The organism is Vibrio sp. 1402 (assembly GCF_033340275.1).
Genome location: NZ_JAWOWE010000259.1, coordinates 1 through 714 on the forward strand (window position 1 = coordinate 1; position 714 = coordinate 714).

At 41.7% G+C, this 714-nt stretch carries 1 pseudogene; it reads right to left on the bottom strand.

The features are described 5' to 3' along the window. Positions 1-422, bottom strand: a pseudogene (locus tag R7044_RS25425) (GGDEF domain-containing protein); the annotation flags it as partial. Between the last annotated feature and the right edge of the window lie 292 nt (positions 423-714).

The window sequence follows — 714 nt, forward strand, 5'->3', positions numbered from 1 at the left end:
TCTAAAAACGTAATGCCAAAGAAAACCAAAATCATGTAGGTAGCGCTAAAGAGTAAACCGACTTTGAACTCGTTAATCAAAATGATGGTTGCGACGATGGGGTAGAGCCACAATAATTTTCCGGAGGGCGCATCATTAAAAAGAAGTAGTAATAACCCCTCAAACATGATGACGGCGCTGAGCAGTAAATCGGCATATTTGTGATGCCTTTGTACTTTTATGAGATAGCAGATCCCTAAGCAGGCGATGGCACTGAAGGCATGTAAAACGCTTAACCCCCAATGATTTTCGAGCGATTGGACGATAGCGCCGTACACCAATAGTGTGGCGGCAATGCTAGAACACAGAAAAACGATTTTCTTTTTTCTCGTCGAGCGGATATCCGCCATTTCTTCTAGGCGAGCCCCGGCCAATGTCGACATCTTCTATCCCTACTTAAATTGATATGTACGTCTATTCTAGGCGGTATTTTAGCGATAAATAGAATAACAAAATCGCCAAATGTGAACTTAGTCATGTTGCGAGGTGATTGAATCTTGTAAGGAATTTTCTGGGTGTGACGACGCCAAGGGTTTTGTTTATTACGATATCTATCGATATGTTGCCTGCAATATGGTGATGACGGTTACAAAGTTACCTTGATGTGTGCACGTTGATAAATACAGATAATGCATAAAAACGGCTGTTGGTGAGTCGATTCTCAATTCGCTGAAT